22 protein-coding genes are annotated in these 25,667 nt (G+C 71.3%); 10 read left to right on the top strand and 12 right to left on the bottom strand.

Annotated elements, in window-relative coordinates; genetic code table 11:
• Positions 1 to 72: 72 nt before the first annotated feature.
• From AB0E07_RS12920 to AB0E07_RS12905, 4 genes are read left to right on the top strand one after another with little or no spacing between them, the layout of a single operon-like run.
• Positions 73 to 1,341 carry a glycosyltransferase gene (locus AB0E07_RS12920; protein WP_362249548.1) on the top strand — a complete coding sequence of 423 codons (1,269 nt, stop codon included), beginning with the start codon at positions 73 to 75 and terminating at the stop codon, positions 1,339 to 1,341.
• On the top strand, positions 1,338 to 2,963 hold the full coding sequence (locus AB0E07_RS12915; RefSeq protein WP_362249546.1) for a phospholipid carrier-dependent glycosyltransferase: 1,626 nt from the start codon (positions 1,338 to 1,340) through the stop codon (positions 2,961 to 2,963). The genes AB0E07_RS12920 and AB0E07_RS12915 overlap by 4 nt, the downstream gene beginning before the upstream one ends.
• A complete protein-coding gene (locus tag AB0E07_RS12910) occupies positions 2,960 to 4,153 on the top strand; it encodes a glycosyltransferase family 2 protein (protein ID WP_362249543.1) in 1,194 nt (397 codons plus the stop codon). Before AB0E07_RS12915 ends, AB0E07_RS12910 begins: the two co-directional genes overlap by 4 nt.
• A complete protein-coding gene (locus tag AB0E07_RS12905; protein WP_362249540.1) occupies positions 4,150 to 6,555 on the top strand; it encodes a galactose oxidase early set domain-containing protein in 2,406 nt (801 codons plus the stop codon). Before AB0E07_RS12910 ends, AB0E07_RS12905 begins: the two co-directional genes overlap by 4 nt.
• Positions 6,556 to 6,655: 100 nt before the next feature.
• Here AB0E07_RS12905 and AB0E07_RS12900 read toward each other — a convergent pair whose 3' ends face one another.
• The 3 genes from AB0E07_RS12900 to AB0E07_RS12890 all read right to left on the bottom strand — a co-directional run bounded on the left by AB0E07_RS12900 (position 6,656) and on the right by AB0E07_RS12890 (position 8,855).
• A complete protein-coding gene (locus AB0E07_RS12900) occupies positions 6,656 to 7,387 on the bottom strand; it encodes a Mut7-C RNAse domain-containing protein (RefSeq protein ID WP_362249537.1) in 732 nt (243 codons plus the stop codon).
• Positions 7,388 to 7,420: 33 nt separating this feature from the next.
• Positions 7,421 to 8,050, bottom strand: a complete 630-nt coding sequence (locus AB0E07_RS12895) for a TetR family transcriptional regulator (protein WP_362249534.1) — start codon at positions 8,048 to 8,050, stop codon at positions 7,421 to 7,423.
• Between the two features lie 91 nt (positions 8,051 to 8,141).
• The gene (locus tag AB0E07_RS12890) at positions 8,142 to 8,855 is read right to left on the bottom strand and encodes a hemolysin III family protein (RefSeq protein ID WP_362249531.1); all 714 of its coding nucleotides are present in this window, start codon (positions 8,853 to 8,855) and stop codon (positions 8,142 to 8,144) included.
• Positions 8,856 to 9,136: 281 nt separating this feature from the next.
• On the opposite strand from AB0E07_RS12890, the gene AB0E07_RS12885 reads away from it, so the two are divergent.
• Positions 9,137 to 10,960 (top strand): phosphoenolpyruvate carboxykinase (GTP), encoded by a 1,824-nt coding sequence (locus AB0E07_RS12885; protein WP_362249529.1) that lies wholly within the window; start codon positions 9,137 to 9,139, stop codon positions 10,958 to 10,960.
• Positions 10,961 to 11,636: 676 nt separating this feature from the next.
• Entirely contained in the window at positions 11,637 to 12,344 is a 708-nt protein-coding gene (locus tag AB0E07_RS12880) for a hypothetical protein (protein ID WP_362249526.1), read from the top strand.
• On the opposite strand, the gene AB0E07_RS12875 is transcribed toward AB0E07_RS12880, so the two are convergent.
• From AB0E07_RS12875 to AB0E07_RS12845, 7 genes are all read right to left on the bottom strand, one after another.
• A complete protein-coding gene (locus tag AB0E07_RS12875; protein WP_362249523.1) occupies positions 12,334 to 12,945 on the bottom strand; it encodes a hypothetical protein in 612 nt (203 codons plus the stop codon). The two genes, AB0E07_RS12880 and AB0E07_RS12875, sit on opposite strands and share 11 nt — an antisense overlap.
• Positions 12,932 to 14,473 (bottom strand): VWA domain-containing protein, encoded by a 1,542-nt coding sequence (locus AB0E07_RS12870; RefSeq protein WP_362249521.1) that lies wholly within the window; start codon positions 14,471 to 14,473, stop codon positions 12,932 to 12,934. Before AB0E07_RS12870 ends, AB0E07_RS12875 begins: the two co-directional genes overlap by 14 nt.
• Complete coding sequence (locus AB0E07_RS12865) at positions 14,470 to 15,633, bottom strand: toxic anion resistance protein (protein WP_362249518.1); 1,164 nt, start codon at positions 15,631 to 15,633, stop codon at positions 14,470 to 14,472. The genes AB0E07_RS12870 and AB0E07_RS12865 overlap by 4 nt, the downstream gene beginning before the upstream one ends.
• Before the next feature lie 13 nt (positions 15,634 to 15,646).
• Positions 15,647 to 16,723 carry a hypothetical protein gene (locus AB0E07_RS12860; protein WP_362249515.1) on the bottom strand — a complete coding sequence of 359 codons (1,077 nt, stop codon included), beginning with the start codon at positions 16,721 to 16,723 and terminating at the stop codon, positions 15,647 to 15,649.
• A 75-nt stretch (positions 16,724 to 16,798) separates the two neighbouring features.
• On the bottom strand, positions 16,799 to 17,446 hold the full coding sequence (locus AB0E07_RS12855; protein ID WP_362249512.1) for a Uma2 family endonuclease: 648 nt from the start codon (positions 17,444 to 17,446) through the stop codon (positions 16,799 to 16,801).
• Between the two features lie 72 nt (positions 17,447 to 17,518).
• Positions 17,519 to 17,929, bottom strand: a complete 411-nt coding sequence (locus tag AB0E07_RS12850) for a hypothetical protein (RefSeq protein ID WP_362249509.1) — start codon at positions 17,927 to 17,929, stop codon at positions 17,519 to 17,521.
• A 79-nt stretch (positions 17,930 to 18,008) separates the two neighbouring features.
• Complete coding sequence (locus AB0E07_RS12845) at positions 18,009 to 19,220, bottom strand: pyridoxal phosphate-dependent aminotransferase (protein WP_362249506.1); 1,212 nt, start codon at positions 19,218 to 19,220, stop codon at positions 18,009 to 18,011.
• 275 nt (positions 19,221 to 19,495) lie between these two features.
• Here AB0E07_RS12845 and AB0E07_RS12840 point away from each other — a divergent pair, with 275 nt between their 5' ends.
• Positions 19,496 to 20,338, top strand: a complete 843-nt coding sequence (locus AB0E07_RS12840) for a serine protease (protein ID WP_362249502.1) — start codon at positions 19,496 to 19,498, stop codon at positions 20,336 to 20,338.
• A gap of 9 nt (positions 20,339 to 20,347) precedes the next feature.
• Here AB0E07_RS12840 and AB0E07_RS12835 read toward each other — a convergent pair whose 3' ends face one another.
• Both AB0E07_RS12835 and AB0E07_RS12830 read right to left on the bottom strand, forming a co-directional pair.
• A complete protein-coding gene (locus AB0E07_RS12835; protein ID WP_362249499.1) occupies positions 20,348 to 21,934 on the bottom strand; it encodes a D-aminoacylase in 1,587 nt (528 codons plus the stop codon).
• Positions 21,935 to 21,944: 10 nt separating this feature from the next.
• Positions 21,945 to 23,210, bottom strand: a complete 1,266-nt coding sequence (locus AB0E07_RS12830; RefSeq protein WP_362249497.1) for an amino acid deaminase — start codon at positions 23,208 to 23,210, stop codon at positions 21,945 to 21,947.
• Between the two features lie 156 nt (positions 23,211 to 23,366).
• Between AB0E07_RS12830 and AB0E07_RS12825 the strand changes: the two genes are divergently transcribed.
• From AB0E07_RS12825 to AB0E07_RS12815, 3 genes are read left to right on the top strand one after another with little or no spacing between them, the layout of a single operon-like run.
• Complete coding sequence (locus tag AB0E07_RS12825) at positions 23,367 to 24,473, top strand: sugar kinase (protein ID WP_362249679.1); 1,107 nt, start codon at positions 23,367 to 23,369, stop codon at positions 24,471 to 24,473.
• Positions 24,470 to 25,231, top strand: a complete 762-nt coding sequence (locus tag AB0E07_RS12820; protein WP_362249494.1) for an IclR family transcriptional regulator — start codon at positions 24,470 to 24,472, stop codon at positions 25,229 to 25,231. The genes AB0E07_RS12825 and AB0E07_RS12820 overlap by 4 nt, the downstream gene beginning before the upstream one ends.
• A complete protein-coding gene (locus AB0E07_RS12815) occupies positions 25,228 to 25,638 on the top strand; it encodes a RidA family protein (protein WP_362249492.1) in 411 nt (136 codons plus the stop codon). Before AB0E07_RS12820 ends, AB0E07_RS12815 begins: the two co-directional genes overlap by 4 nt.
• Positions 25,639 to 25,667 lie beyond the last annotated feature (29 nt).

The following is a 25,667-nucleotide window of genomic DNA, read 5'->3' as shown; positions in this document are numbered from 1 at the left end:
ATCTCTGCACAGTGACGCGACGGGTGTAACTGCCCGTTGCGACAGGGGGATTTGGGGATCTGGGGGGATCTTTTGCTCACGTCTGTCTTCATCGCTGTCGTTTCGCTTGCCCTGTTCTGGATGGCCGCGTTCACCCTGTGGTGGCAGATGCACGCCTGGCGCACGCCCGAGGTGCTCGCCTCCACCCGGTTCAGCAGACCGGACGGCGGCGAGCATCTGTCGTTCTCGCTGCTGCTGCCCGCCCGGCACGAACAGGCCGTGCTGGACCACACCATCCAGCGGCTGCTGGAGTCGAGCCACACCGACTTCGAGATCATCGTGATCGTCGGGCACGACGACCCGGAGACCACCGCGGTCGCCGAACGGGCCGCGGACCGCGATCCGCGGGTCCGGGTCGTCGTCGACACCCATGAGAAGAAGAACAAGCCGAAGGCCATGAACACGGCGCTGCCGCACTGCCGCGGCGACGTCGTCGGGGTCTTCGACGCCGAGGACCAGGTCCACCCGGAGCTGCTCGCCCACGTCGACCACGCCTTCCGCTCCACCGGCGCCGACGTGGTCCAGGGCGGGGTGCAGCTGATCAACTTCCACTCCAGCTGGTACAGCCTGCGCAACTGCCTGGAGTACTTCTTCTGGTTCCGCTCGCGGCTGCATCTGCATGCGCAGAAAGGGTTCATCCCGCTCGGCGGCAACACCGTCTTCGTCCGCACCGACGTCCTGCGCCAGGCCGACGGCTGGGACCCCAACTGCCTCGCCGAGGACTGCGATCTGGGCGTGCGCCTCTCCAGCGTCGGCAAGAAGGTCGTCGTCGCCTACGACTCCGACATGGTGACCAAGGAGGAGACGCCCGGCAGCCTGATGTCGTTGCTGAAGCAGCGCACCCGCTGGAACCAGGGCTTCCTCCAGGTCTACCGGAAGAAGGACTGGAAGCAACTGCCCGGCTTCGGCCAGCGGTTGCTCGCCCGCTACACCCTCATGACACCGTTCCTCCAGGCGTTCTCCGGCATCATCATCCCGCTCAACGTGGCGATCGCCCTCTTCCTCGACGTACCGGTGTCCGTCGCCTTCATCACCTTCCTGCCGGCCGTCACCGCGCTCGTCACCTTCGTCTTCGAGCTCGTCGGACTGCACGACTTCGGCAAGCAGTACGGACTGCGCGTCCGCTTCGTGCACTACCTGAAGCTGATCATCGGCGGCCCCTTCTACCAGGTGCTGCTCGCCGGTGCCGCGATCCGCGCCGTCTGGCGCGAGCAACGCGGCCGTAACGACTGGGAGTTGACCACCCATGTCGGCGCACACCTCACCCCGGCCGAAGTGATCCGAGAGGACATCCCCGCGTGACGTCCACCCTCCCCGCGGTGACCACCGAGGTCCCCGCGCAGCGGCAGCCTGCGCCCAAGACCGGTTCGACCGGCCGGACGGCCCCGCCGAAGAGGCTCCGTGCCTCCCGGCCCGACCTCATACTCTGCGGCGTCCTCCTCGTGGCGATCCTCGTCGTCCAGGGCTGGAACATCGCCGACTACCCGACGCTCAGCGACGACGAGGGCACCTATCTCGCCCAGGCCTGGGCGGTCCAGGAGGGCCGCGGCCTGGCCCACTACACCTACTGGTACGACCACCCGCCCTTCGGCTGGATGCAGATCGCCCTGCTGACCTGGATACCCTCGCTGATCAGCCCCGAGTCGATGACCGTCGGCTCGATGCGGGCCGTGATGCTGGTGGTCAGCGGCATCAGCGCGGTGCTGGTGTACGTGCTCGGCCGCCGGCTGTCGCTGCCGCGCTGGGCGGCGGGCCTCGGCATGGTCCTGTTCGGGCTGTCGCCGCTGTCGGTCGTCCTCCAGCGGGAGATCTTCCTCGACAACCTCGCCGTGATGTGGACGCTGCTCGCGTTCACCCTCGCCGCCTCCCCGAACCGGCACCTCTGGCACCACTTCGGCGCCGGCATCGCCGCCGCGACGGCGGTACTGACCAAGGAGACGATGCTCTTCGTCCTCCCGGCGATCCTCGTCACCATGTGGCGCCACAGCCACCGCGACACCCGTAAGTTCGCCGTCACCGGCGCGATCACCGCATGTGCCCTGATCGGCCTGTCGTACCCCCTCTTCGCCCTGCTCAAGGGGGAGTTGTTCCCCGGCAGCGGGCATGTGTCGCTGTGGGACGGCATCCAGTACCAGATGACCCGGCCGGGCTCGGGCTTCATCCTCGACGAGGGGTCCGGCTCCTACGGAGTGCTCCAGTCGTGGCTGTACTACGACCGGGTGCTGCCCCTGGGCGGCCTGGCCGGCGCGCTGCTGCTGCTCGCCACCTGGCGCTGGTCGGTCACCGCCCGCGCGCTCGCCGGGCCCTGCGCGGCCGTGGCGATCCTCGCGCTGGTCGCGATGCGGCCCAGCGGCTACCTGCCCGCGATGTACATCATCCAGGCGCTGCCCTTCCTCGCCCTGGTCCTCGCCGGCGGCACCGCCTCCGTCGCGCACGCCGTGCTGCGCAAGGGCCGGATCCACCCCGCGGGCCGCTACACCCTCGCGGCCGTCCTCGCCCTCGGCGCGGGCGCCTACGTCGTGCCCCGCTGGTACGACGGCGCCCGCACGGCCGTCACCGCCGACGCCAACGCCCCCTACCGGGAGGCGTCGAAGTGGCTCAGCACCGAGGTGGAGGAGCCCGCGAAGACCCGGGTCCTGGTCGACGACGCGCTCTGGCTGGACCTGGTGCACGCCGGGTACCGGCCCGGGGAAGGCGTCATCTGGTTCTACAAGGCCGACCTCGACCCGGCCGTCACCAAGACCATGCCCCGCGGCTGGCGCGACATCGACTACGTCGTCGCCTCCCCGACCGTACGGCGCGACGCGGCCGACCTGCCGAACGTGAAGGCGGCCATGGAGCACTCGACGCCCGTCGCCGTCTTCGGCAAGGGCGACGACCGCATCGAGATCCGGCAGATCCAGCCCGCGGGAGGCGTCCGATGAGCCAGGACTACACGACACCGGCAGCGGATCTGGAGGCGGCCGAGGTCCCGGAGCCCGGTGCGGTCACGATCGTCGTACCGACCTTCAACGAGTCCGCCAACATCCGTCAACTGCTGCACCAGATCACCGAGTCGGTGCCCTCGCGGCTGCCGTGCGAGGTGGTCTTCGTGGACGACTCCACCGACGACACCCCCGAGGTGATCAAGGCGGCCGCGCAGGACTGCCCGTTCCCGGTGGCCGTCATCCACCGGGACGAGCCGGTCGGCGGACTCGGCGGCGCGGTGGTGGAGGGACTGAAAGCGGCCACCTCGGACTGGATCGTCGTGATGGACGGCGACTGCCAGCATCCGCCGTCCCTCGTACCGGAGTTGGTGGCCACCGGCGAGCGGTCCAACGCCGAACTCGTCGTCGCCTCCCGGTACATCAAGGGCGGCAGCCGGGCCGGGCTAGCGGGCAGTTACCGGGTCGCCGTATCCCGGGGCGCCACCTGGCTCACCAAGTCCCTCTTCCCGAGACGGCTGCACGGCATCAGCGACCCGATGAGCGGCTTCTTCGCGCTGCGCCGCCAGGCCGTGACCGCCGACGTCCTCAAGCCGCTCGGGTACAAGATCCTCCTCGAACTCGCCGTCCGCAGCCGCCCGCGCCAGGTCGCCGAGGTCCCGTTCGTCTTCCAGGACCGGTTCGCGGGCGAGTCCAAGTCGACCGCCCAGGAGGGCCTGCGCTTCCTGCGTCACCTGGCGGGCCTGCGCACCGCGACCCCGGCCGCCCGCATGGTCGGCTTCGGCCTGATCGGCGCTTCCGGGTTCGTACCGAACCTGCTCGCCCTGTGGATCCTCACCGGGTTCGGCATGCACTACCTGCCCGCCGAGATCGTCGCCAACCAGTTCGGGGTCGCCTGGAACTTCCTGCTCATCGAGCACCTGCTCTTCCGCGACCGACGTGTGCACCGGCGCTGGTGGGACCGCGCCGGCCGGTTCGCGCTGCTCGCCAACGCCGATCTCGTGCTGCGCATCCCGCTGATCGCCCTGTTCGTGCACCAGTTGCACCTCGGAGCCCTGTCCGCGACCGCGCTCGCCCTGGTCACCACGTTCGTCCTGCGCTTCGCAGCCACCGAGGCGCTGGTCTACCTGCCCCGCAGGACCTCCGGCGGGGAGCAGCACAGGAGCCGCACAGCAAGGAGCACCGCATGAGACACAGACGGAGAACGGCCCTGATCGCGGTGGGTACCCTCACCGCCGGGCTTCTCCTGACCACACCTCAGTCCGCCTCCGCCGCCAACCTCGTCCAGAACCCCGGCTTCGAGACCGCCGGCAGTGGCGACATGCCCTTCTGCTGGTCCAAGTCCGGCTGGGGCGACAACGACTTCAGCTTCGAGACCGTCGCCGACGCCCACTCGGGCTCCAAGGCGATGAAGGTCACCCTGACCCGCCGGGTCGACGGCGACCGCAAGGCACTGATCACCGAGTCGGCGTCCTGCGCGCCGGCGGTGTCGCCGGGCAAGCAGTACGACCTGGGCCTCTGGTACAAGACCACCACCCCGGACGCCAACCTCACCCTGTTCCGCCACGACACCACGGCCGGCTGGCAGTACTGGACCGACCTGAAGACGCTGGACATGGCCTCGGCGTGGACCGAGGCGACCGTGCGCACCCCGGAGGTCCCGGCCGGCACCGACCGGATCAGCTGGGGCGTCTCCGTGTACGGCACCGGTTCGGCGACCACCGACGACTACACGATGGAGCAGGTCCCCGACGTCACCCCGCCGCCCCAGTGCACGGGGACCGCCGCGGAGTGCGCCAACGGCCGCTGGGACGTGCTGCCGGTGCAGAACCCGGTGCGCTCGATGCACTCCGTCGTGCTGCACAACGGCAAGGTGCTGCTGATCGCCGGCTCCGGCAACAGCGAGGAGATGTTCGAGGCGGGCACCTTCACCTCCGCGGTGTACGACCCGGTCAACGGCACCTACAAGATCGTCCCCACCCCGAAGGACATGTTCTGCGCCGGCCACGTCCAGCTCCAGGACGGGCGCGTGCTGGTGATGAGCGGCAACAAGGGCTATCCGTCGGCGGACGGCACGATCGGCTACCAGGGATACAAGGACTCGTACATCTTCGACCCCGCGACCGAGACCTACTCCAAGACCAACGACATGAACGACGGTCACTGGTACCCCTCGGCGACGATCCTCGGCAACGGTGACGTGATCTCCTTCGGCGGACTGAAGGAGGACTCCACCGGTTCGGTGACGGCCGAACTCTGGTCGGACGCCGAGCAGAAGTGGCTCGAACTGTGGAAGGTCAACCAGACCTGGTCGTACTGGGGCCTGTACCCGTCCATGATCCTCATGCAGGACGGCCGGCTCTTCTACTCCGGCAGCCATGTCTTCGGCAACAACATCCCGGGCACCGGCTCCGCGATCTACGACTACGGCGCCAACACCGTCACCCAGGTGCCGGGGCTCCAGAACAAGGACGAGCGGGACCAGTCGGCGAGCGTGCTGCTGCCCCCGGCGCAGGACCAGAAGGTCCTCACCCTCGGCGGCGGCAACATCGACTCCAACCCGGACGGCAACCGGCTGACCGACATCATCGACCTCAAGCAGCCGAGCCCCGCGTACGTGGCCGGGCCGCCGATCCCGCAGGGCACGGTCGACCTCGGCAACGGACCGGTGCCGCAGACCGGCGCCCAGGGCAAGATGTACGTCTCGGCGGTCCTGCTGCCCGACGGCAAGGTGCTGGAGACCGGCGGCGCCCTGCACAACCGCGCCGACCCCGTCTACGAGACGTCGATCTTCGACCCCGAGACAGAGACCTTCGACCAGGTCGCCGCCGACCCGGAGGCCCGCGGCTACCACTCCTCGGCGTTCCTGCTCCCGGACGGCCGGGTGATGACCACCGGTGACAACCCGGGCAACGGTTCCTGGAACCACAACGTGTCCATCTACACCCCGCCCTACCTCCTCAAGGGCCAGCGCCCGACGATCACTTCGGTGATCGACACCGAGTGGACGTACGGCGACACCCAGCGGATCACCGTGGACCGGCCCATCGCCAAGGCGGAGCTGATCCGTCCGGCGGCGGTCACCCACTCCTCGGACCCCAACCAGCGGTTCGTCGACCTGCCGCTGTCCGTCGACGGCAACAACATCGACCTCAATGTGACGAGCAACCCCAACCTGGCCCCGCCCGGCTGGTACATGCTCTTCGCGGTCGACGCCAACGGCGTGCCCTCGGTCGCCAAGTGGGTCCATCTGCAGGGCCCCGCGGCCCTGAGCGCGACGGACGCCTCGGCGCACGTCCACTCCTTCGCCGACGACCTGTCCGGCAAGGTCACCGAGCCGGGCAAGAAGCGGGCCGCGCAGAAGGTCAGCCCGACTGTCTCCGGCTGCGACCGGCACTACGGCTCCGCCAACGTCTGCGTTCCGACGCACTTCCCGCCGACCGTGAAGGCGACGGCCAAGTCCCGCTGCGACTGGCTCAAGAAGAACGACTACGGCCGCCTGAAGCTCAACGGCAAGGACGACCCACTGAAACTGGACAGGAACAAGGACGGCGTGGCCTGCGGAAAGAAGGACCTGGGGGCGCGCCGCTAGGGGCGTGCCCCCAGGGGCGCGGGGCCGCATCGATTTGCGGCTCCGCCGCGTGGGCGCGACCAGCCACGACGGCGCCGCAGCTTCCCGCGGCCCCCGCCCGTCACCACCGCTCCGCGCGGAGCGCAAGGGCGCGCTCCACGATCGCGACAAGCTGATCGTGGTGCGCGCCCTTCCAGTACGCCCGCCCACACTCCCCGCACTGGGCGAACACGTCGTAATTCCGCTGCGTCCCGTCGTGCAACTGATCGGCGACGTCCTCCAACGTCGCCGGCTTCAGCAGCCCCCCGCAGGCGGTACACCGGGTCCACGGCCGCAGCTCGGGCCGGAACCGCTCCAGGACGTCCCGGAGCTGCTCCTCCGGCTGCGTGCTGTAGACGTACGCCCCGGCGAACAGCTCGCGCCGCCGCAGCAGGCCCCGGTCGCGGCTGAGCATGACCCGCCGCTCGGCCGCCGAGCGGGCCGCGAGGGCCGGGTCGCCGATGTCGGTGGACTCGTAGGCGGCGTCGACGCCGAGGAGGCGCAGGCGCCGGGCGAGGGTGCCCAGATGGACGTCGAGCAGGAAGCGCAGGGGCGCGCCGGGGACCTCCTGGGGGCGCGGGACGGCCCGTACCCGGACCGACTCCCCGGGGCGGGCCACGTACGACACCGGTACCTCGCGGCCGTCCACCTCCAGCGTGCCGACCTCGGTGAGCGGTACGCCGAGGGACTCCACGACGTGGCCGAGCGAGGAGACGCCGTCGGTGGTGAGCGCGGTGACGCCCGTCCGCCGTCCGTGCGGGACGAACAGGGCCAGTTCGGGGGCTACTTCGAGGTGGATCTCCGCTGCGGTCACGCGGTCAGGATGCCATGGGGGAGGGGCTCCGGCTCAGGGCTTTTTTCCGGGCGGGCCCTGCTCCAGGACGTCCAGGGCGCGGCGCAGCAGCACGGTCGGGTCGTCGCGGAAGCCGTGCTCGGCCCAGTACAGGGCGGCCTCCGTGACTCCGCCGACCAGGGCCATGGTGTGCACGCGGACCTCCAGGCCGTCCGGATCCAGGCCGCCGCGTTCGGCGAGGGTCCCGCTGAGCGCCCGCCCGGTCACCGAGAGGGACTCCAGCAGCCGGGAGCGGACCGCCGGCACGGTGACCACCAGCCGCGACCGCAGCAGCAGCACCTCGGGGTCCTCCGCCAGGGCGCGGTCGACGGCCCGCTCCAGGACGTGCCGCAGCGCGTCGCGCCAGGGCTCGTCGGCCGGGCGCTCGCGGATCTCCGCGGACAGGACCGGGCCGGGCCGGTCGGGCAGGACGATGTCCTCCTTGACGGGGAAGTAGCGGAAGACCGTGGAGGGGGACACCTCGGCACGCTCGGCGATCTGCTCCACGGTCGTGGCGTCGTAGCCCTGCTCGCGGACGAGCGCGTACGTCGCCGCGCGGATCGCCGCCCTGGTTCTGATCTTCTTCCGCTCGCGCAGTCCCGGCCGGGCCGGACCGGCGGTGGTGGTGCTGCGTGCGGCCGTCATACGGCTCATTGTCCGGCACCGGCCGGGGGTGGGCGGACACGGAGAGGGGCCACGGTCGCACGGACCGTGGCCCCGGTGCGGGCGGGACGGCTCAGGCGTGCTGGTACGCCACCAGCGAGATGCCGACGTAGTGGACCACGAAGGCGGCCAGGGTGAAGGAGTGGAAGACCTCGTGGAAGCCGAACCAGCGGGGTGAGGGGTTCGGGCGCTTGATGCCGTAGATGACGCCGCCCGCGCTGTAGAGCAGTCCGCCGACGATCACCAGGACCAGGACCGCGATGCCGCCCGTGCGCATGAAGTCGGGCAGGAAGAACACCGCCGCCCAGCCCATCGCGATGTAACAGGGCGTGTACAGCCAGCGCGGGGCGCCGACCCAGAAGACCCGGAAGACGATGCCCGCGGCGGCCGCCGCCCAGATGCCCCACAGCAGCCACTGACCCTTGGCGCCGGGCAGGAGCAGCATGGTCAGCGGGGTGTAGGTGCCCGCGATGATCAGGAAGATGTTGGCGTGGTCCAGCCGGCGCAGGATGCCGTCCATCCGCGGGCTCCAGTCACCCCGGTGGTACAGCGCGCTCACGCCGAACAGCAGGCAGGCGGTGAGGACGTAGATCCCGCAGGCCACACGGCCCCGGGAGGAGTCGGCGAGGGCGGTCAGCACCAGGCCGGCGACGAGTACGGCCGGAAACATGCCCAGGTGCAGCCAGCCCCGGAGCTTGGGCTTGACGAATTGCGGCAGGGAAGGCGCGACGGGACCGCGGCCGGCGGCGGGCAGGTCCACGGGCGCGTCAGGGACGGACGCAGTCATGGCCGAATCGTACCTACGGAACCGTAGGTTACATATCAGTGCGGCACACAGAGTGGCCATCGTCTCATGGGAGTTGACGGCCGTGTGACCTCGCTCTGAAGCGGACGTGGCCATCCTCACGTTCGCTCACCTGTGACGCCCTCTGGACATATGGGCGCGACCGTCGGATGATCAAATGAGTGCGGTCGGCACCGGATGAGCGCCAGGTACCCCTCTGGCAAGCATTCGGGTCGCAGCCCCCACGGGGCCTCCAACCAAAAATCCCTCATCAAGGAGCAATCGTGGCGCGCGACAACGCGGCTCCCTCCGTCGTTCCCACCCACCACCAGGAACTGATCTCGTGGGTCAACGAGATCGCCGAACTGACCCAGCCGGACAACGTGGTCTGGTGCGACGGCTCCGAGGCCGAGTACGAGCGCCTGTGCGGGGAGCTCGTGGAGAAGGGAACCTTCCGGAAGCTCGACCCGATCAAGCGCCCGAACTCCTACTACGCGGCCTCCGACCCCACCGACGTCGCCCGGGTCGAGGACCGCACCTTCATCTGCTCCGAGCGGGAGGCCGACGCCGGCCCCACCAACCACTGGAAGGCCCCCGCCGAGATGCGGGAGATCTTCGCGGGCGAGAAGGGCCTGTTCCGCGGCTCGATGAAGGGCCGCACGATGTACGTGGTGCCCTTCTGCATGGGCCCCCTCGGCTCGCCGCTGTCCGCGATCGGCGTCGAGATCACCGACTCCGCCTACGTCGCCGTCTCCATGCGCACCATGACCCGCATGGGCCGGCCCGTCCTCGACGAGCTGGGCGAGGAGGGCTTCTTCGTCAAGGCCGTCCACACCCTCGGCGCCCCGCTGGCCCCCGGCGAGCAGGACGTGCCGTGGCCGTGCAACTCGACGAAGTACATCTCCCACTTCCCCGAGACCCGCGAGATCTGGTCCTACGGCTCCGGCTACGGCGGCAACGCCCTGCTCGGCAAGAAGTGCTACGCCCTGCGCATCGCCTCCGTCATGGCCCGCGACGAGGGCTGGCTCGCCGAACACATGCTCGTGCTGAAACTGACCCCGCCCTCCGGGGAGGCCAAGTACGTCGCCGCCGCCTTCCCGTCCGCCTGCGGCAAGACCAACCTCGCCATGCTGGAGCCCACGATCTCCGGCTGGACGGTCGAGACCATCGGTGACGACATCGCCTGGATGCGGTTCGGCGAGGACGGCCGGCTGTACGCCATCAACCCCGAGGCCGGCTTCTTCGGCGTCGCGCCCGGCACCGGCGAGCACACCAACGCCAACGCCATGAAGACCCTGTGGGGCAACTCCGTCTTCACCAACGTCGCCCTCACCGACGACAACGACATCTGGTGGGAGGGCATGACGGAGGAGACCCCGGCCCACCTCACGGACTGGAAGGGCAACGACTGGACCCCGTCCGCCGAGGCCCCCGCCGCCCACCCCAACGCCCGCTTCACCGTCCCCGCCGCCCAGTGCCCGATCATCGCGCCCGAGTGGGAGGACCCCAAGGGCGTGCCGATCTCCGCGATCCTCTTCGGCGGCCGGCGTGCCACCGCCGTCCCGCTGGTGACGGAGTCCTTCGACTGGAACCACGGCGTCTTCCTCGGCGCCAACGTGGCCTCCGAGAAGACCGCCGCCGCCGAGGGCAAGGTCGGCGAGCTGCGCCGCGACCCCTTCGCCATGCTGCCGTTCTGCGGCTACAACATGGGCGACTACATGGGCCACTGGGTCGAGGTCGCCAAGGACAAGGACGCCTCGAAGCTCCCGAAGATCTACTACGTCAACTGGTTCCGCAAGAACGACGAGGGCAAGTTCGTCTGGCCGGGCTTCGGCGAGAACTCCCGGGTCCTGAAGTGGATCGTGGAGCGCCTGGAGGGCCGGGCGGAGGGCGTCGAGACCCCGATCGGCATCCTGCCGACCAAGGACGCGCTCGACACCAAGGGCCTGGAACTGGCCGAGTCCGACCTGGACTTCCTGCTCACGGTCGACAAGGAGGTCTGGCGCGAGGAGGCGGCGCTGGTCCCCGAGCACCTCAACACCTTCGGTGAGCACACCCCGAAGGAACTGTGGGACGAGTACCGGGCGCTCGTGGCGCGCCTGGGCTGACGCCCACCGGTGGGCCCCGCCCACCCCGAGATCCCCCGCGGCCGGCCCGATGGGAGCCCTGACCAGTGATCGTCACGGCCGGCCGCGGGTGGCGGCACATCGTCACGAACCGTGGCCCCGCACAACGGCGTGCGGGGCCGTGCTGCCGCCACCGCCCGTAGAACGAGGGAATCCGCCCAACTGCCCCTGGAACTACGGCGTTTCCTGCTTGCGATGCCGATCTTCACGAATGTTTCACGCCCTTTACAGGTGTCTCACGCATCCCGTGGGACCCTCAACACAGCCTGTGGGGGGGCACAGTTGAATACAGCACGCCCGCACCGACTACTACCCGCCGCTTCGCCGACGCCGACGGCAAGGGCGCCCTGAACCTCAAGGACCTGTCGTTCTCCGCGGACGGCGAGAAGGTCGCCCTCGCCGACGCGGCCTACGGGCACCGGCTGCTGAACACCGCCGACCTCTCCGACGCCGCCGAGGGCTACCCGGCCCTGCCCGCCGGCGCCACCGCCTCCGCGGTCGCCTTCGGCGGGGACGGCAAGTAAGTCGCCCGGGGCTCCGCGGCCACCGGCGCCACCCCGGACCTGCTGGTGCAGCCCGCCGATCCGGGCGATCCACCGCCCCGCTGGAGTTCGTCTTCGAGGGCGCCCTCGACGGCGACCGGGTGGCGCCGCGCGGCATGGAGTGGTCGGCCGACGGCTCCCGGCTCTTCACCGTCACCACCAACACCGCCGGCACCCAGTACTGGCTGCACGTCATCCAGCCCCCGGCCGTCCAGTACGACGTCCGGCTGGGCGAGACCCTCACCCACAGCCCCGCCCAGGCCGTCGCGGGCGAGCCGCTCTCCGTGCGGGGCCGGCTGGAGCACGACGGACCGGTGCCCGCCGAGCCCCTGAAGGTGAGCGCGACCCGCACGGACGCGACCGGCACCCGCGACCTGGGCCCCTTCACCGTGGAGGCGGACGGCACCTACACCCTCCTCGACGAGCCCGACCTGGTGGGGGAGGCCGCCTACACCGTCTCCTACCTCGGCGACCTCACCCACCGCCCGGCCACCGACGTCACCCGCACGGTGTCCGTCGGCAAGGCGCCCACCGCCATCGCGCTGACCGGCCCCGCTGAGGCGTCCCTGAGCACCGGCGTCGAACTGACCGGCACCTTCACCGCCCAGGGCAAGACGCTGCCGGAGCGCGCGGTGCTGAGGGTGCAGCGCACCGACCGCCAGGGCACCGGCACGCTGTCGTCGGTGACGGTCGCCGCCGACGGCACCTTCACCATCAACGACATCCCGCGCGCCCGCCGGGCCAACACCTACACGGTGAGCTGGCCCGGTGACGACCTGCACCAGGCCGCCACGGCCTCGGTGACGGTGACCGTCACACGCTGATCCCCTCACCCCCGCCCCGGTCCTCCAGGTACCGGGTGTGGGTCTCCTGGCGGCGGGCCTCCGCGTCCCGCAGGCTCGCCGCCAGGCGCTCCGCCTCCTGCCGCAGCACACCGAGCTGCCGCTCCAGATGCCGCTCCGGCGGCTCCTGGCCCGGGGTCAGCCGCGTCCACCACCTGGCCCGCAGATAGCTGTCGACCGCCTCGGGCAGGTCCTGCCGGACCGCCCGGGACAGGGTGTGCAGCCCCTCCGGGTCCTGGGCGAGGAGCTGGGTGGCCCAGCCCGGCGCGAGCAGCGCGGTCAGCAGGTCCGTCAGCTCGGTGAGCCGGCCCGCGGCGGCCGGCGCCAGCTCCACCTCGGCCAGGTACTCGCCCAGTTTCTCGAAGTCCGCGCGCAGCTCGTCCAGTTGGGCCGTCGGATCCGGGAAATCGGGCGGCGCGGGCCGCTCCGGCGGTGCGATCAGCGCACCCGCGCCGTACAGTCCCGCCACCACGACCGGCCAGTACGGGCCCGCCACCCCGGTGAAGGTCAGCCCCAGCCCGGCCAGCCCGCACACACTGCCGGCGATGTTCTTGCGGGACTCCAGATACCTACTGATAGCCACGGATCTCCTCGAAGGCGCCGTCCAGCGAACCCTGCCGGGCGTCGAAGAGGCGGCCACCGGTCAGGTCGGCGATGTGCTCCAGCTCGGACCGGTCGGAGTCGCCGAAGAGAATGGGGAAGACGGGTGTGCGGCGCCGCTCGGCGTCGAGCCCGGCGTAGAAGGCGTCGAACTCGCCGGCCCGGGCGCCCGCGGTGTTCTCGCCGTCCGTCATCAGCACGATCGAGGTGAACGTGTCCCGCCCGGCGCCCAGGTGGTCGTAGGCCTCCCGCAGCGAGGTGTAGATCGCGGTGTCGCCCTCGGCGGTCAGCGCCTTGGTGTCCGCGCGGATCGCGCGCAGTCCGGCCTGCGGATCGGCCGGGTCCACGACGTGCGTCCGCACGCTCTTCACCGCCGAGCCGAACGGCATCAGCGTCACCTCCTCCCGTTCCCGGAAGTCACCGGTCAGGTCGGTGAGGGCGGACTTCAGCCCGGTCAGGCGGTCGCCCTCCATCGAGCCGGAGGTGTCCAGCACGTACACCGTCCGGGAGGGGCGGCGCAGGTCGTTCTCGTAGGCGTCGAGCAGGCCGTCGGCGACGGAACGGCTGCCCGGGAAGGGCAGTTCGCGCCTGCGTCCGGGGTCCAGGCCCGCGCCGGGTGAGACCGAGGCGACGACCGGACGGCGGTGGGTGAGGTCGGTGATCTCCTGCTGCATGTCCGGGCGGCGCAGGGCCTCCGTCAGCCGGCGGACCTTCTCCCGGGTGGCCGGGTCCGTCGAGGCGAGCGAGGAGATCGGGTAGTCGGCGGTGACGACACCGTCGCCGGGGCGGATCACGGTCAGGCCCGGAACGCCCATGAGGACGGACTCGTAGTTCAGCATCGCGTCGACGTCCTCGCGCCGCTCGTAGGCCGTGGCCAGCCAGCCCGAGGAGCCCGAGGTCAGCCGCTGGCCCCCGAAGAACTCCTTCAGCCGGCCGCTCGCCGCCGAGACGTCCTCGTCGGTCAGCGCCGACTGGGCGCCGGAGAGCGCCGAGGCGACCGAGACCAGCGTGGCGAAGCCGGAGTTGGAGCGCGCCGGGTCGGTCATGCCGTACGTCAACCGCCCGTCCCGCACGGCCTGTTCGACCTGCGACCAGGTGACCCGGTCGGGCTTCCAGCCGAGCTTGTCCACGGTCCGCTGCCGGACGCCGATGGCGACCGGGCTGCTCATCACCGGGGTCTCCGAGACGACCTTCCGCGCCGCCTCGGGGCGCAGCCGCAGATAGTCGTTGGAGGACAGCCACAGCGCGTCGTACTTCCCGTCCGTCCCACCCCCGGCCAGCAGCTCCACGGCGTCCAGGGTGCCGGTGTACGTGGCCTCGACCCGGATGCCGGTGTCCTGCTCGACGCGTTCCAGGACCGGGGTCATGTCGGCGAGTTCGCTGGAGGCGAGGACGCGCAGGGTGCCGGGCTCGGGGGCCTCGGGGTCCTTGCCGTCCTCGGCGGTGCAGGCGGCGGCGAACAGGGCCGCGCAGAGCAGCGCGGCGGTGCGCCGGAGGGCGGTACGTCTCATCCGAGCCCCCCTTCGAGGGCGCCCTGGGTGCGGCTGCGCTCCAAGTAGACCGAGGCGTGCTGGAGTTCGGCCGTCAGGTTCTCCACCGTGGTGGCCATCACCTCGGTCGCCTGGACCTTGTAGGTGTCGATCGCGTCGAGGGTGCGGTAGATCTGCTGGAAGGCCGACCGCAGCGTCTCCGCGCCGACCGCGGGGTCCGCCGCGATCCGCTGGATCTCCCCGCTCTGCGTGGAGAGCATCTCGGCGTTGGCCCGCACCAGGTCCTCGGTGGTGCCGCGCAGGGCGTTGACCTGCTCGATGACCTTCTTCTGGTTGTCCAGCGCGGAGGCCAGCATCACGGAGATCCGGAGCGCCGAGACGGTGGTCGTGGCGGCCCGGTCGACGCCCTTGATCAGTTCCTCGTTGTTGCGCCGTACGACGTCCATCGCGAGGTAGCCCTGGGCGCACACCGCGAGCTGGGTCAGCAGGTCCTGGTGCTTCTGCCGGACCGGGAAGAGCACGTCGGCGCGGAGCGTGTCGGCGGCCTGGGGGTCCCCGACACCGCCGATGTGCTGCTCGACGGCCGTGTCCAGGGCCTCGGTGAGCACCACGTACTCCTGGAGCTTGCCCATGGTCTCCCACAGGCGGACCCGTTCGGTCTGCAACGCGGCGTTGTCCCGGCGCAGTTCGTCCTGCCCGCCGCGCAGCGAGCCCACGATCCGGTTCAGCGTGGTCTGCGAGGAGGCGTACTTGGCGACGTGGTCGCGCAGCTTGTTGCCGCCGGGCAGCCGGGAGAGGAACTTGCGGCCCTTGGACGCGGGCAGGTCCCGCGGGTCCAGGTCCTCGATCACCCGGCGCAGTGCGACGAGCGACCCCGCGACCTGCGACTGGGCGTCGCCGCCCTGGTCGGGCAGGCTGCGGACGGTCCGCTCCAGCATCCGGTTGGACTGCGCGGCGGCGCTGCGCATCTCGCCCGCGCCGAGCGCCGTGATCTCGCCGACCTTGCCGGCGAACTCCGGGGAGCGGGCGTCGAGTACGGCGAGCGACCGGACGTAGTCGGCGGCCTTCTGCGCGATGCCCGCCCGGACGCCCTCGTCGACGGGGACGAGCCCGCCGGCCTTCTCCCGGGGCACGGGCGCGACGGCCTCGGGCGGCGTGAGCGTGAAGGTGTCTTCGGTCATGTGTGTTCTCCCCCTAGGAACCGGCCCGGCGCGCCATGTCGTGCAGCACCTCGGAGGTGGGCACGGGCGCCTGCCGGACACCGGCGAGCTTCTGGTTGAGGTAGGCCGCGTGCGCGGCGGTGGCCGCGGTGAACTCGGCGTTGGTGCCCTGCGGCCGGAATCCGTGCCGGACCGCCAGCCTGCGCAACTCCGGGTCGGAGCCGAGCAGTTCGCCCAGTGCGCGGCCCTCCTCGGTGAGCGGTACGACGGTGTGGTCGCTGTTGGCGGTGGTGTCCGGGTACAGGACGGTCAGGTCGTCCACCCCCTGGCCCTGGCCGAGCAGCGCCGCGACCTGGGACTCGTAGACGAGGACCAGCGGGTTGCCGGCGCCGCTGACGAAGTCCCGGAACGCCGCGTCCGAGCTGGACTGCTGGGCGCCCTGCACGCTGACCAGCTTCCGCATCAGCGGCGCGGTCGCGTCGACGTCCCCGCCGCTCGCGGCGACCCGGCCGCCGTTCGCGACGTAGGAGGCCGCGGCGAGGTAGAGGGCGCCGGAGTTGGAGGTCTCGGGGTCGGTGGAGGCGATGTACAGGGTGCCGGTCAGCTCCCCGTACTTCTCGGCGCCCTTGAGCCGCTGCCAGGTCCGGTCCGCGCGGGCCGCGTCGAGATAGGCGTCCATCCTGAGGGTGCCGCGGTGCTCACCGTCCAGGGCGACCAGGCCGTTCGCGGCGAGCACCTCGGCCGCGGAGCGGTGGGCGACGACGACCAGCGGCGAGTAGAAGGGGCGCGGCAGGGGCTGGCGCACCTCGTACTTGGCCGCGAGTTCGTCGGCGGGGGCCTTGCCGGAGGGGAACGCGAAGTCGTACCCCTCCAGGTCCAGTCCCTCCATGGCCCAGGACCCGGACGTCTCGGTCCGCACGGTGTAGCCCTTGGCGGCGAGGGCTTCCACCACGTCGGGATCGGCGAAGAACTCGGCCTTCTCCGATCCGATGACTGCCTGCACGGTCTTCGTTGCCGTGCCCTTGTCCCCGGTTTCCCGGCCCGCCACGACGGCTGCCACCACGCCGCCGATCAGCAGGACCGCGAGGACGATTCCCATGATGCGTCTCACGCGGGGGAGCGTGCTCTCGGAAGGGGACGTTCCAGGGTGTCGCGCATGAACGAAGGGTGAAGCCCCCGACCCGGATCACAACGGGAACCGCAGCCTCCGGCCGAGGCTCACTCCGTGACGTCCCCCGCCTTGCCGTAGCGCCGGAAATCGGTGGTTTCCACTTGCCAGGGGCCGAAGGGCACCAGGTCCCCGTAGATATAGGGATCGTGGTGCCGGTAGCGGTCCCCCCAGGGCTCGGAGTAGACCTGGACGGTTCCGTTGCGGGGGTCGACGATCAGGTAGTGGGGGGATGCCCATGGCCGGGTAGTCGGCGAGCTTGTCGACGTAGTCGTTGTCGGGGTTGGACGGCGAGACGATCTCGACGACGGCGAGGACCCGCGTGGCGTCGACGGCCAGGCCCTCCTCGTCGAGGACCTCGACCGGGATCACGACCGCGTCGGGAAGGCGCATACGTCCGATCGCCGGGTGTTCGATCTCGGGGCCGTTGGCACAGACGTGACCGGGGTGCGTCGTGGAGAGCTGCTGGTCCAGTTGCTCGCAGATGCGCCGGATCGTGCCCTCGTGGCGGGTCGGTCGGCGTGCCATGGCCAGGACCGGTCCGGAGGGGCCGATCTCCACGCTCCAGGCACCTTCGAGCCGCTCGGCGAAGGACTCGAGCTTCTCGGCGATCACGCGCATCTTCGCGTAGTCCATGCCCATGCCGCTCAGGCTACTGACGGTCATGGCGCCCGGTACGCGCGTCGCTGCGGGTGCACGCGGACCGGGGCCGTTCGGGGGTGAGCCCTGGGGCGGGGCTCAGTGGGACGCGAGTTCGCGGGGGTCCAGGGACTTCGCGTGGGCGTCCATGCGCTCGGCGGACAGGATCGCGGCCGCCGTGTCGGCGCGGGAGGCCGCGACGACCAGGGCGCGTCCGGCGAGCGCGTGGGCCCGCCGGTGCAGTGCGGCCGGCTCGCGGGCCTCGCCCGAGGGCACGGCCCGGACCAGGCCGCCGCGCAGCCGGGTCACCTGCTCGGCGAGCCGGTCGGCCGCGGTGTCCAGGTCGGGTGTGGGGGCCAGGGCGCGCAGCTCGTCGGTGACGGCGAGCAGCGCGGCGAGATGGCCCGCCAGCTGGATGTCCAGCTCCTCCTCGCGCGTCCGGTGGGGGAAGTCGGAGGTGGTGCCGGCCATCGTGCTGTGGACCGACTTGCTGCGGATCGGTTCGTACATGGGGATGGCCTCCTGTGCTGACAGGAAGCCATCCTAGCTTAGATTTCGTCTAAAGTTGAGTCGTCCCCGGAATCACCGGTCAGGGCTGGCCGTAGCCGTCGAGGAAGTTCCCGATCCGGGTCACCGCGTCCCTGAGGTCCCCCGCGGTCGGCAGGGTCACCACCCGGAAGTGGTCGGGCTCGCTCCAGTTGAAGCCGGTGCCCTGGACCACCATGATCTTCTCGCGGCGCAGCAGGTCCAGGACGAGCTGCCGGTCGTCCTTGACCTTGAAGACTTTCGGGTCCAGGCGCGGGAAGAGGTAGAGCGCCCCCTTGGGCCGTACGCAGCTCACGCCGGGGATCTGGGTGAGCAGGTCGTAGGCGACGTCCATCTGCTCCTTGAGCCGGCCGCCCGGCAGCACCAGCTCGTTGATGGTCTGCCGTCCGCTGAGCGCGGCGACCACCCCGTGCTGCCCCGGCATGTTGGCGCACAGCCGCATGTTGGCCAGGATCGTCAGGCCCTCGATGTAGGAGTCGGCGTGCGCCCGCGGCCCGGAGATGGCCATCCAGCCGACCCGGTACCCCGCGACCCGGTACGCCTTCGACATGCCGTTGAAGGTGAGGGTGAGCAGGTCCGGCGCGACGGCCGCGGTCGGGGTGTGGGTGGCGCCGTCGTAGAGGATCTTGTCGTAGATCTCGTCGGAGCAGACCAGCAGGTTGTGCCGGCGGGCGATGTCGGTGAGCCCCTTGAGCACGGCCTCGTCGTAGACGGCGCCCGTCGGGTTGTTCGGGTTGATGATCACCAGCGCCTTGGTGCGGTCGGTGATCTTCCGCTCCACGTCCGCCAGGTCGGGCGTCCAGTCGGCCTGCTCGTCGCAGCGGTAGTGCACGGCCGTGCCCCCGGACAGCGACACGGCCGCGGTCCACAGCGGGTAGTCCGGCGACGGTACGAGGACCTCGTCGCCGTCGTCGAGGAGGCCCTGCATCGCCATGACGATCAGCTCGGAGACGCCGTTGCCGATGAAGACGTGCTCGACGTCGGTCTCGATGCCGAGGGTCTGGTTGTGCATGACGACGGCGCGGCGGGCCGCGAGCAGCCCCTTGGCGTCGCCGTAGCCGTGCGCGGAGGAGACGTTCCGCAGGATGTCCTCAAGGATCTCCGGCGGGCAGTCGAACCCGAAGGCGGCCGGGTTGCCGGTGTTGAGCTTGAGGATGCGGTGGCCCGCCGCCTCAAGCCGCATGGCCTCCTCGAGAACCGGGCCCCGGATCTCGTAACAGACATTGGCGAGCTTGGTCGACTGGATCACCTGCATGTCAGGGAGCTTACGGCCCGGTAACGCCCCTTGGGCCGTGTTTTCCACCACGTGAGACGGGTGATTTGCGGCGGTATCGGTGGTCGCCGCGCCGGGGGAGCCCCTGTCGCCGGGTCCGGGGCCCTGCCTCGCGTGGCCGGAAACGGCTCCTTGTTCCCACAGGCCCCTCACATAACAATGCGCATGACAAGTCTGCCGTGGCATGTCCACGTCCGGCTCGTCAGCGGGTGACCGGAAGATCTCCGGTCGCCTTCGTCGCAAGAGGGGACCCCCACATGAGAAAGCCTCTCGTCGTCGCGCTCATCGCCCTGGCGACCGCCGGGGCCGGCGTGGCACCCGCGGCCGCCGCTCCCGAACGGGCCGACAGCGCCGCACCCGCGATCCAGGCGGTCGACTTCGCCGGGACCGTGTCGCTCAGCAACTGCTCCGGCTCGGTCGTCCGGATGCCCGACTCCGAGGCCGACGACCCCGCGCTCGTCCTCACCAACGGCCACTGCCTGGAGGGCGGATTCCCCGAACCCGGCGAGGTCGTCGTCGACCGGGCGTCCACCCGCTCCTTCGGGCTGCTCAACTCCGCCGGCACCCGCGTCGCCACCCTGCGCGCCAGCAAGATCGCCTACGCGACGATGACCGACACCGACGCCGCGATCTACCAGCTCACCCGCACCTACGCGCAGATCAGCTCCTCGTACGGGATCAGCGCGCTCACCCTGAACGACACCCGCCCCGTCACCGGCACCGCCATCAGCGTCGTCTCGGGCTACTGGAAGCGGATCTACAACTGCTCCGTCGACGGCTTCGCGTACCGCCTGAAGGAGGGGGGCTGGACCTGGAAGGACTCCCTCCGTTACACCTCCGCCTGCGACACCATCGGCGGCACCTCCGGCTCGCCCGTCCTCGACCGGGCCACCGGCCGGGTCGTCGCCGTGAACAACACCGGCAACGAGGACGGCCAGAGCTGCACCGTCAACAACCCCTGCGAGGTCGACGCGGCAGGGAACGTCACGGTCCGCCAGGGCATCAACTACGCCCAGCAGACCCACCAGTTCCCCGCCTGCTTCGGGATCGACAACAAGCTGGACCTGAGCGCCACCGGGTGCGTCCTGCCCAAGCCCTGACGCCCGTCGTCACGGGGCGGGCGTCCTGCGGACCGCCCGCCCCGCCAGGACGTCCGTCCGGCGCCCGTCCTCGATCACGAACCGGCCGTCGACCAGGACGTGCGGGATGCCCGTGGGCAGCCGCCGGGGGTTGTCGTACGTCGAGCCGGCGGCGACCGTCCGCGGGTCGAACAGGACCAGGTCCGCCCGGTACCCCTCGCGGACCAGGCCCCGGTCCGGCAGCCGCAGCCGGGCCGCCGGGCGCGAGGTCAGATGCGCCACGCACTCCTCCAGCGACAGCACCCCCAGCTCCCGCACGTACCGGCCGAGGTACTCCGGGAAGGTGCCGTAGGCCCGCGGGTGCGGCTTCGTGCCCTGGAGGATGCCGTCGGAGCCGCCGGTGTGGACGCGGTGGCGCATGATCGCCCGGACGTTCTCCTCGTGGCCGACGTGCTGGAGGATCGTCGTGCCCAGCTCGTCCGCCAGCAGCAGCCGCCGGGCGGTCGCCCAGCCGTCCACCCGCTCGCCGACGTACCCGCCCAGCTCCGGCCGGCCCACCCCCGAGATCTCGATCGTGTCCCACTCCACCGGCACCCCGTGGCAGCCGTCCGAGCCGACGGTCTCCATGTGGTGCCGGATCCGCTCGGCGCTCCCCTCGTCCCGCAGCCGCGCCAGCACCACCTCCGGTCCGCCCTCGCTCGCCCAGCTCGGCAGCAGCGCGGCGAGCGTCGTGCAGCCCGGTGTGTACGGGTAGGTGTCGAGGCTGATGTCCGCCCCGGCCGCCAGTGCCCCGTCCAGCAGGTCCAGCAGCAGCGGCGCGCGGCCCTCGTTCACCCCGAAGTTCATGGTGGCGTGCGCCAGATGGAGCGCGCAGCCCGCCTCCCGGGTCAGCGCGACCATCTCCGCGTACGCCTCCAGCGCGCCCGCGCCGTAGGAGCGGTGGTGCGGGCAGTAGTAGCCGTCGTACCGCGCCACCACCCGGCACAGCTCGGTGAGTTCGGCGTCCTTGGCGTACATGCCCGGGGTGTACGTCAGCCCCGAGGACATGCCGACCGCGCCCTGCTCCAGGCCCTCGGCGACCAGTCGCCGCATCCGGTCCAGCTCCGCGGGGGTCGCCTCGCGGTCCTCCCAGCCGACCACGAGCGCGCGGACCGTGCCCTGCGGGATGAGGTAGGCGGCGTTGACGGCCGTACCGCGGTCCAGGCGGTCCAGGTACTCGCCCACCGAACGCCAGTCGAAGTCGATGTCGTCGCCGTCGCCGTTCCAGCCGGTGATCGCGCGGCGCACCTCGGCGAGCGTCCGGTCGTCGACCGGCGCGTACGACAGCCCGTCCTGGCCGAGCACTTCGAGCGTCACGCCCTGCGCGGCCTTCGCGCTGTGGTCCGGGTCGCGCAGCAGCGCCAGGTCGCTGTGCGCGTGCATGTCGATGAAGCCGGGCGCGAGGACCAGGCCCTCGGCGTCCAGTTCCCTTGTCGCGCGCGGCCGTTGGCAGCCGGCCGCCGCGGCCTCCCGCACGATCGAGACGATCCGGCCGTCGTCGACGACCCCGTCGGCGCGGTAGGAGTCGGCGCCGGAGCCGTCCACCACCTCCGCGTCCCGGATGACCAGGTCCTCCACCGCGGGCCTCCTAGAAGAACGTACGGACGCAGTCGACGACCGTGCCGTCCGCCTCGGCGACCGGGATCAGCTGCCACTTGTCGAAGGAGGTGCACGGATGGGAGAGGCCGAGCCCCACCCAGTCGCCGACCTCCAGGTCCGCCTCCGGGCCGGTGCGCAGCCAGGTGTGCTGGTCGGACAGGCCCGTCACCTCGATCCCGGTCGCCGCGCGCTCCACGCCGTCCCGGCGCACCACCTGGGCGAGCGGCAGGTCGAGGTCGTAGGCGGCGTCCCGCTTGCCGGCGTTGAGGAAGGCCTGGTCCGGGGAGGGCCGGGAGACCACCTGGGCCCACAGCCGGAACGCGGGCTCCAGCGCGCCCTCCTCGGGGACCCGGTTGAAGGGGGTCAGCCGGCGGTAGTGGCCGTCGTCGTGCGAGACGTAGGCCCCCGAGCGCAGCAGCTTCAGCACCGGGCGGGAGAGCCCGGGGATCTCCGCGAACACCTCGGCCACGGTGTCGAACCAGGCGCTGCCGCCCGCGCTGACCACGATCTCCTCGGCGTCGGCGAAGCGGCCCGCCTTGTCGAACTCGACGGCCAGCGCCGTCATCCGGCGCAGCCAGGCGCCCACCCGTTCCGCCGTGGCCTGCGGCACCTCGCCCTCGTACCCGGCGACGCCGACCAGGCGCAGGGTGCCGGTGGCGGCCACGGCGTCGGCGACCGCCGCGCACTCGGCCTCGGTGCGCACCCCGGTCCGAGCGCCGTCACCCGCGGCCAGCTCCACGACCACGTCCACGGGACGGGCGGCGCCCCGGAGCGCCGCGTCCATCAGCTCCACGCCGCGCACGGAGTCGACGTAGCAGACGAAACGGAAGGCCGGGTCGGCGGCGAGTTCCGCGGCGAGCCGGACGAGGGACGCCGCGTCCACCAGCTCGTTGGCGAGGAAGATCCGCCGCACGCCGAACTCCCGGGCCACCCAGACCTGGTGCGGCACCGCGAGGGTGATGCCCCAGGCGCCGTGCTCGATCTGCCGCTGGAAGAGCTGGGGGGCCATGGAGGTCTTGCCGTGCGGGGCGAAGGCGAGGCCGTGGCGCTCGGCGTACGTCTCCATCAGTCGCAGGTTGTGCTCCAGGCGCTCGGCGGACAGCGCCAGTACGGGGGTGGAGAAGCCGCCGGTGAAGAGGTTGCGCCGCTCGGCGGCCAGTTCACCGACCGTGCGGCCCACGGCGTCCGGCGGGAGGCCCTTGAAACGGTGGTCGACGCGTTCCTCGGCCAGTCGGGCGAGGGCTTCAGCGGCCATGAGACCTCCCTGATCAGTAGCGTTGCGATTGCTGCAACGCCCATTGCGTATAGCGCTTCTTGCTGTCTAACATCTCGGCCAACACGAACACAAGGTTGGGGAGCTACGACGATCGTGACCAGGACAGGACACCGCGACACCCCTGACGCCCCCGGCGTGGACGGCGCTGCCGGACCGGTCGACGTCGTCGCGCTCGGCGAGTCCATGGTCGCGTTCCTGCCCACCCGGCCCGGACGCCTCGCCGACGTGCCGTCCTTCGACCGGTCGATCGGCGGCGCCGAGTCCAACGTGGTCTGCGCGCTGGCCGCGGCCGGACACCCCGCCCGCTGGGTCAGCCGGGTCGGCGCCGACGGCTTCGGCGACCACCTGGTGGCGGCCGTCGGCGCGTACGGGGTCGACGTGTCGGCGGTCCGCCGGGACCCGGAGCGGCCGACCGGCGTCTACTTCCGCACCGCCGGGGACCGCGGCACGGACGCGCACGAGGTGGCCTACTACCGCGCGGGTTCGGCCGCCTCGGCGATGTCGCCGCGTGGCGTGGACCTGGCGGCGGCACGGGCCGGACGCGTCCTGCACCTCTCCGGCATCACCGCCGCCCTCTCCGGGAGCTGCCTGGACCTGCTGCGCGAACTGACCGCCCCCCGCGCGGACCGCCCGCTGATCTCCTTCGACGTCAATCACCGGCCCGGCCTGTGGGGCGACGGCACCGACCCGCGGGTCCTGCTCGACCTCGCCCGGCGCGCCGACCTCGTCTTCGTCGGCGAGGACGAGGCGCAGCATGCCTGGGGCGTCACCGGCGGCCCCGCGGCGATCCGGGCGCTGCTCCCGGAACCCGCGCTGCTGGTGGTGAAGGAGGGCGCCGCCGGCGTCACCGTGTTCCACCACGACACCGCCCACCGCGACACCGCCCACCGCGACACCGCCCCCCGCGACACCGCCCTCCGCGACACCGCCCCCCGCGACACCGCCCTCCACCAGCCCGGCCTGCGGGTCGACGTGGTCGCGACCACCGGCGCCGGGGACGCCTTCGCCGCCGGATTCCTCTCCGCCACCCTCCGCGCCCTCCCGCTGCGCGACCGCGCCCGGCACGGCCACCTCTGGGCCGCCGCCGCCCTCACCACCCCCGGCGACCTCGCCGCACCCCCCGCCCGCGACACCACCGACCGGCTCACCGCCCTCTCCGAGGACGCGTGGGGGAGACTTCGACTCGGCCCCGGCTGGACACAGGCCGAACAGCGGGCCGAGGAGGAGGTACCCACCCCATGAGCCAGACCGTCGACCGTGCGCTCAGCATCCTGCCGCTGCTCGCCGAGGGGCCCGCCGACCTCGGGCAGGTCGCCGACCGGCTCGGAGTGCACAAGTCCACCGCGCTCAGGCTGCTGCGCACCCTGCACGAACACGGCATGGTCTACCGCCAGTCCGACCAGCGCTACCGGCTGGGCGCCCGGCTCATCGCCCTGGCCCAGGAGGCGATGGAGAACCTCGACATCCGCGAGATCGCCCACCCCCACCTGGCCCGCCTCAACGAGACCTGCGGCCACACCGTCCACCTCGCCGTCCGCGAGGAGGACGAGGTCCTCTACATCGACAAGGTCGAGAGCCGCTACCCGGTGCGGATGTACTCGCGGATCGGCAAGCCCGTCGCCATCACCGTCGCCGCCGTCGCCAAGCTGCTGCTCGCCGACGTCACCGAGGCGGAGCGCCGGGCCTTCGCGGAGAAGCTCGACTACCCCCTGTACACGTCCCGTTCGACACCCAACGCCCCCGCCTTCCTGCGGGAGTTGGAAAAGGTGCGCGAACAGGGCTGGGCCACCGACCTCGGCGGCCACGAGGAGTCCATCAACTGCGTCGCCGCACCGATCCGCGGTGCCGACGGCCGGGTCGTCGCGGCGATGTCGGTCTCCGCGCCGAACGTCGTCGTCACCGCGGACGAACTCCTCACCCTGCTGCCGCTGGTCCGCCGCACCGCGGACGACATCAGCGGCGAGTACTCCGGCAAGACACCGACGAAAGAGCCCGTATGACGGACAAGACCGCCCTCACGCCCAGCACCCACACCACCCCGCCCGCGAAGTTCTCGCACGGTGTGCGGAAGGGCAACATCCTCCAGGTCGCCGGGCAGGTCGGCTTCCTGCCCGCCGAGGAGGGCAGGCCGCCCACCCCGGCCGGCCCCACCCTGCGCGAGCAGACCCTCCAGACCCTCGCCAACGTCAAGGCGATCCTGGAGGAGGGCGGCGCCTCCTGGGACGACGTGATGATGATCCGCGTCTACCTCACGGACGTGGCCCACTTCGCCGAGATGAACGAGATCTACAACGCCTACTTCGAGGCGCAGGAACTCACGGCCCCGCCCGCCGCGCGCACGACGGTCTACGTCGGCCTCCCCGCCGGGCTGCTGGTCGAGATCGACGCGCTGGCCGTACTCGGCTGACGCCCCTTCCTCCTCGACCGGGACCGTCC

The organism is Streptomyces sp. NPDC048002 (assembly GCF_040653275.1).
Lineage (GTDB): Bacteria > Actinomycetota > Actinomycetes > Streptomycetales > Streptomycetaceae > Streptomyces.
The sequence above is the reverse complement of the archived record's forward strand: the minus strand, read 5'-3'. Positions and strand labels throughout refer to the sequence as shown.